This is a genomic window from Leptospira weilii serovar Ranarum str. ICFT (assembly GCF_000332415.1).
Taxonomy (GTDB): domain Bacteria; phylum Spirochaetota; class Leptospiria; order Leptospirales; family Leptospiraceae; genus Leptospira; species Leptospira weilii_A.
The window spans coordinates 95,001-97,500 of the sequence record NZ_AOHC02000023.1; the positions used below are offsets into that span (position 1 = coordinate 95,001).

A 2,500-nucleotide genomic window follows, 5' to 3' on the forward strand; every position below is an offset into this window, starting at 1 on the left:
AACCGTTCCTTTCACGAGGATGTTTCCGATCTCATCCAACTTCTCACCGGTTACGATTTGTCCTGCGAGAGTGGTTCCTCGTTTTACTTCCTCACCGGAAGAAACGATCGGAGCATATTGTCTGCTTCCCACTTGGAGAATGTATTCTTTTACATCTCCGTTATCCCGTGTTACTTCGATTTTTTCTTTGGAAACTTTCGTAACCTTTCCGTTAAAATCGGAGTGAACCACACCCACGATCGGCTTCTGGTTGAAGCAGGTTCCTTGGTTGGTCTTTTTGAATTTAGTCAGTTCGTATTTGTCGGATTCTTTTCCGCCCTTTCTCTCCACGACGATTTGCTCCGCGTCCACGGAAACTACAACGCCGTCGTGTTTGTTTACGATACAAATTCTAGAATCGTAAGCGGCTCTGGTTTCCATACCGGTTCCGACAAACGGCGCTTCTTCCCGAAGAAGAGGAACCGCCTGACGTTGCATGTTGGAACCCATCAAGGCGCGGTTCGCGTCGTCGTGTTCCAAGAATGGAATGAGCGCGGTGGAAACCGAAACGACTTGAAGAGGAGCCAAGTCCATATACTGGATCTCGCTCGGGTTACGGAAAGGAAAGTCCCCTCTGTGACGAGTGGAGATCAGTTTGTTTTTCAACTCGCCTTTCTCGTCGATCACACCCGAAGCCTGAGCGATATAATGATATTCTTCTTTGTCTGCGGTAAGGTGTTCGATCTGACCGGTGACTTTTCCGTTTTTCACGGTTCTGTACGGAGTTTCCAAAAATCCGTAGTCGTTTACGCGAGCATACGAAGACATAGAAAGAATCAGACCGATGTTCGGACCTTCCGGAGTTTCAATCGGACACATTCTACCGTAGTGAGAATAGTGAACGTCCCGCACTTCCATACCGGCTCTGTCTCTCGAAAGACCTCCGGGACCGAGTGCGTTCAATCTTCGTTTGTGAGTCAGCTCCGCGAGAGGGTTTGTCTGATCCATAAACTGAGAAAGTTGAGAAGAACCGAAAAATTCATTGATCACCGCGGTGATCGGTTTGATCGAAATGAGAAGTTGAGGAGTTTGAGTTTCGATCTCCTGAACGGTCATTCTTTCTTTGATCACTCTTTCCACTCTGGAGAATCCGGTCTTGAGTTGGTTGGAGATCAACTCTCCCACGGAACGAATCCTTCTGTTACCGAGGTGATCGATATCGTCCGGATAGTAGTTTTCGGTTTCCGAGAAAAGGTTCAGAATGTAACGAACGGTTTCGATGATATCCGCCGGCCTTAGGACGCGCGCTTTTTCACCGGAAAATTCTTTCGGATTGTTGAATTCAAACTTAGAATTGATTTTGTAACGTCCCACGTCTCCGAGATCAAAAGTTTTCGGAGAGAAGAAAAGACGAGTCAATTCCGCGGTTGCGTTCTCGATCGTAGAAGGTTCGCCCTGACGCATGAGAGAATGAAACTTGAGGATCGCGTCCTCGTAGTCGTTCACTCCGTCTTTTTCCAAAGCGTTGATCAGGATCGGATTGTCTTTTCCTTTCGGGAATTCCATCAACTCGACTTCTTTCACCTTCATCTCTTTTAAGATGGAGATATTGTCTTCGTTGACTTTGGAACCGGCTTCGAGCATTACCTCTCCGGTTTCCATATTGATGATGTCGTTGATGGTTCTTCTTCCGAGAATTTTTTTGAGATCCTTGGAAGTAGCGCCCGCAATTTTTTCCTTTTTGGAACTATAAAACAAACGCAGAACTTCTTCGTTGGTTCCGTGGCCGAGTGATTTAATGAGAAGAGTGGCCGGAAATTTTTTCTTTCTATCGATCTTAGCGATCAGAATTCCCTTGTTGTCCATTTCGAATTCCAGCCAGGAACCTCTGTAAGGAATCACTCTGGCGGAGAAAACGTCTCTTTCCATATCATAAGAAAAGAATATACCGGGAGAACGGTGAAGCTGAGAAACCACCACACGTTCCGCTCCGTTGATGATAAACGTTCCCTGTTCGGTCATCACGGGAAGATCTCCCATGTAAACCGTTTGCTCCCGAATTTCTCCGGTTTCTTTGATGATCAACCGGATCACCGCTTTGAGCGGCATCGCGAACGTCGCGTCCGTGTCCTTACATTCCTGAGGAGAACGTTTCGGTTCCCCGAGAATATAATGACTGTATTCCATGATCATGTCGTTGTTGGGACTTTCAATGGGAAAGGTTTCCCGGAAAACAGCTTCTAATCCTTGGTGCTTTCTTTTGGTTTCGTCCTTAACGTCGGATTGGAGAAACCAATCAAAAGAACGCTTCTGAATTTGAATCAAGTTGGGAAGGTAATCCAGATTCGTAATTTTTCCGAAGTTTACCCGTTTTCTCTCTACTTGACCGTACATTCTGTGCTCCCTATCGATAAATGAAAAACAATGACCTGTATTAATAATCGTCGGAATTCGATCTCACCTACGCAAAATCGAGGAACTCCAACTCTCCCAGCCTAAGGTATTTTTTTGGAAATGATAC

1 protein-coding gene (running past one end of the window) is annotated in these 2,500 nt (G+C 45.9%); it reads right to left on the bottom strand.

All coding sequences use genetic code 11. The features are described 5' to 3' along the window. Positions 1–2,373, bottom strand: the 5' portion of a protein-coding gene (rpoB, locus tag LEP1GSC060_RS07355; protein ID WP_002999899.1) for a DNA-directed RNA polymerase subunit beta. The gene continues 1,308 nt to the left of window position 1, outside the view; 2,373 of the gene's 3,681 nt are visible here — the first part of the coding sequence; its start codon is at positions 2,371–2,373; its stop codon lies beyond the left edge, outside the window. Positions 2,374–2,500 lie beyond the last annotated feature (127 nt).